Annotated in this window: 2 protein-coding genes and 1 pseudogene; all 3 read left to right on the forward strand. The window is 73.3% G+C overall.

Going from position 1 to position 3,993, the window contains the following annotated elements; genetic code table 11:
* The first annotated feature begins 42 nt into the window (after positions 1-42).
* The gene (locus DQW06_RS25135) at positions 43-1,710 is read left to right on the forward strand and encodes a UDP-N-acetylmuramoyl-L-alanyl-D-glutamate--2,6-diaminopimelate ligase (RefSeq protein ID WP_013151943.1); all 1,668 of its coding nucleotides are present in this window, start codon (positions 43-45) and stop codon (positions 1,708-1,710) included.
* 380 nt (positions 1,711-2,090) lie between these two features.
* Positions 2,091-3,539 (forward strand): UDP-N-acetylmuramoyl-tripeptide--D-alanyl-D-alanine ligase, encoded by a 1,449-nt coding sequence (gene murF / locus DQW06_RS25140; RefSeq protein ID WP_013151944.1) that lies wholly within the window; start codon positions 2,091-2,093, stop codon positions 3,537-3,539.
* A pseudogene (locus DQW06_RS25145) lies at positions 3,536-3,993 on the forward strand (phospho-N-acetylmuramoyl-pentapeptide-transferase); the annotation flags it as partial. The gene murF and the pseudogene DQW06_RS25145, both read left to right, overlap by 4 nt.

The raw sequence follows: 3,993 nt of genomic DNA on the forward strand, positions 1-3,993 counted from the left end.
CCGGTCGTCGACAGCGGTTAACCTCCACACGTGCCACCGGTAATGCGACCTGAACACACGCCACTTCGTCCACTGTCCGCCCTCGCAGCGCTGCTCGGGCCGGACGCCTCCCTCCTGCGCCCGGACCTGGGCGCGGACCGACCCCCCGAGGTGCCGGACAGGGAGGTGCACGTCCGCGGCATCACCCACGACTCCCGCCAGGTGGGGCCCGGAGACCTGTACGCCGCCCTGCCCGGGACCCGCGCGCACGGCGCCGACTTCGCCGGGCAGGCCGCCGAGGCGGGCGCCGCCGCCGTCCTCACCGACGGGGACGGGGCCGAGCGGGCCGCCGCCACCGGGCTGCCCGTCATCGTGGTCCCCGACGTGCGCGCCGTGCTGGGCACGGCGGCCTCGTGGGTCTTCAAGGACCCGGCGCAGGACCTGCTGCTGATCGGCACCACCGGCACCAGCGGCAAGACCACCGTCACGTACCTGGTCGAGTCGGGCCTGCGCCACGCCGGAATGCGCACCGGCCTCGTCGGCACCGTGGAGATGCGCGTGGGCGACGAACGCGTCGTCTCCTCGCTCACCACGCCCGAGGCCACCGACCTGCACGGCCTGTTCGCCCTCATGCGCGAACGCGGCGTCTCCGCCGCCGCCATGGAGGTCTCCAGCCACGCCCTGGCCCTGAGCCGGGTCGGTGGCACCCGCTACGACGTCGCGGTCTTCACCAACCTGTCCCAGGACCACCTGGACTTCCACTCCGACCTGCGCGACTACTTCGACGCCAAGGCCCGCCTGTTCACCCCCGAGTACTGCGACATCGCGGTGGTCAACGCCGACGACCGCTTCGGCCGCGCGCTCGTGGACATGGTGCAGGCCGACGGCCGCGTCCCCGTCACCACCTTCGCCGTGGACGGCTACACCGACGCCGACCCCGCCACCGCCATGGAGGCCGACTGGCGGGCCGTGGACGTGCGTCTGGGCGCCATGGGGAGCGCCTTCCGCATCGTGGGCCCCGGCGGCATGGAGGCCAACGCCTCCGTCGCCCTGCCCGGACCCTTCAACGTCTCCAACGCGATGGCCGCCATCGTCGGTCTGGTCGAGGCGGGGCTGCCGCTGGAGACCGCGATCGCGGGTGTGGCCGCCGCCCCGGGCGTGCCCGGGCGCATGGAGCCGGTCGTGGCCAACGCCGTGCCCCACGCCTTCCAGGACTTCACCGCGCTCGTGGACTACTCGCACAAGCCCGGCGCCATCGAGGCCGTCCTGACCGCCCTGCGCGCCACCACCGAGGGCGGGCTGACCATGGTGGTCGGCTGCGGAGGCGACCGCGACCGCGCCAAACGCCCGCTCATGGGCGAAGCCGCCGCGCGCCTGTCCGACCAGCTGGTCATCACCAACGACAACCCGCGCACCGAGGACCCCGTGAGCATCGCCGCGTCGATGCTCGAAGGGGTCGCCAAGGTGCCCGAGGAGCACCGCGCCCGGGTCACCGTGGAGTTCGACCGGGCCGAGGCCATCCGCCTGGCCGTCGAGCGCGCCCGTCCCGGCGATGTGGTGGTTGTCGCCGGGAAGGGTCACGAGACCGGTCAGTACGTCAAGGGTGAGGTGCTGCCCTTCGACGACCGCGAGGTGCTGCGCGCGGCCATCGAGGACCACCTCGGCATGAGCGCCCGCGAGCGGCTGGGGGTCGCCCTCCAGGACATCCACCGGGTTCCTGACCAGGGCTGACACCCCGACACTCCCGGAGTGCGAACCGTCTGGACGAGGGGGCGCGGGCCGTGCCCGCGCCCCCTCGGCGTCCGCGCCGGAGGGCCTGCGAGCGCTTCCGGGCAGGTGCGGGCCGACGGTCACGAAGTGGCGCATATTGCCGCCAGTGGGGGCCCGGCGGGATTCCGGACGCCCGAAGATGTTCTAAGGTAGGTCCGGCAATCGCAGCCCGACACGTGACGCCCCCGGCGGCGACCACGACGCGGCCCATGCCGACACCGTGGTGAGGCCCGGCGCGGCAACGCGCGGCATCCGCGGTGCCATCCCCTGACCTGAGACTCCGGCCGGGTGGCCAGCCGCCCCTGTGGCGTCGTGGACCGGGCCTGACATGAGGAGTGGATTTGATCGCGCTCACGCTCGATCGGATCGCTGAGATCACCCAAACCGCCATCGGCGGATCAGCGCGCCCCGAAGCCGTCGTCGACGGCCCCGTCGTCATCGATTCGCGGCAGGCAGTGCCCGGCGCGCTCTTCGTCGCCCTGGGCGGCGAACGCGTGGACGGACACGACTTCGCGGCCTCCGCGGTCGCGGACGGAGCGGCGGCGGCCCTGGTCTCCCGACCCGTCGACGCCCCCCACCTGCTGGCGGAGGGCGGCGACGAGGGAGTCGTCGCGGCCCTGACGCGGCTGGCCCGGCACGTGGCACGAGAACTCAGCGATCCCCGCCGCGGAGCGGAGCGCGCCGAGGTCGTCGCGGTCACCGGATCCTCCGGCAAGACCACGACCAAGGACCTCATCGCGCAGGTCGTGGCCCGCATGGGCCCGACCGTCGCCCCGGCGGGCTCGTTCAACAACGAGATCGGCCACCCCCTCACCGTGCTGCGCGCCGACACCGGCACCCGCTACCTGGTCCTGGAAGCCGCCGCCCGGGGTATCGGGCACATCGCCCACCTGTGCGGGGTGGCCCCGCCCCGGATCGGCGTGGTCCTCAACGTCGGCAGCGCCCACATGGGGGAGTTCGGCGACCGCGACGCCATCGCCAAGGCCAAGGGCGAGCTGGTCGAGGCGCTCCCGCCGGGAGCCGCGGACAGGGGCGCGGGAGGCGTCGCCGTCCTCAACGCCGACGACCCGCGCGTGAACGCCATGGCCGCGCGCACCCGTGCGCGCGTGGTCACCTACGGACTGGGGGAGGACGCCACCGTGCGCGCCACGGACGTGGTCATGCGCGAGACGGGCGCCCCCTCCTTCACCCTCCACCTGGCCGGGCGCACCGCCCGGGTGGAACTGGCCCTCGTCGGCGCCCACCAGGTCCACAACGCGCTGGCCGCCGCCGCGGTCGCCGACGAACTGGGCATGGGCGTGGACGAGATCGCCGAGGCGCTCGGCGCCGCCACACCGGTCAGCCGGTGGCGCATGGAGGTCACCGAGCACGCCGGCGCCACCCTCGTCAACGACGCCTACAACGCCAACCCCGAGTCCATGCGGGCGGCGCTGACCACCCTGGGCGCCCTCGCCCGGGACCGCCGCTCCATCGCCGTCCTGGCCCACATGGCCGAGCTCGGCGAGGGCGGCGGGGTCGAGCACGAGAGGATCGGTGAGCTCGCGGCCCGCACGGGCGTGGCCCACCTGGTCGTGGTCGGTGAGGCGGCCGAGGGCATCGCCGTCGGCGCCGAGGGCGCCGCGCGGCAGGGACTGTGGCAGGGCGAGTGCGTCCGCGTGGCGGACGTTCACGAGGCCGCCGCGGCCGTGCGCGCGCGGATGCGCACAGGAGACGTCGTCATTGTGAAGGGATCACGCGTGGCAGGGCTCGAAAGGGTTATCGACCTCATCACGGAGGGTGACGCCCAGTGATCGGCATCACTCTGGCGGCGGCCCTCGCGCTCGTCGTCTCCATGGGGCTCATGCCCCCGCTGATCAAGCTCCTGTACCGGTTCAAGTTCGGCCAGGAGGTCCGCGACGACGGACCCGAGGGCCACAAGACCAAGCAGGGCACGCCCACCATGGGCGGTATCGTCATCATCCTCGGCGCCGTCGTGGGCTACTTCGGCTCCCACGTGGTGCTCCTGATCGTGCAGCCCAGCGCCAGCGGGCCCACCGCGTCGGGCCTGCTGGTGATGTTCCTGTTCGTCGGGATGGGCTGCGTCGGCTTCCTCGACGACTTCATCAAGATCTACAAGCGCCGCAGCCTGGGCCTGCGCAGCGGCGCGAAGATGGTCGGCCAGGCCATCGTCGGCGTGGGCTTCGCCTACGGCGTCACCCTCTTCCCCAACGGCTACGGCTACACCCCCGCCGCCCCCAGCATCTC

It is taken from the genome of Nocardiopsis sp. TNDT3, assembly GCF_003427465.1.
GTDB classification, from domain to species: domain Bacteria; phylum Actinomycetota; class Actinomycetes; order Streptosporangiales; family Streptosporangiaceae; genus Nocardiopsis; species Nocardiopsis dassonvillei.

What these genes read in the sequence shown, in the direction of transcription:
- DQW06_RS25135 (WP_013151943.1), top strand. Translation starts at nt 43, where the DNA reads ATGCGACCTGAACACACGCCACTTCGTCCACTGTCCGCCCTCGCAGCG.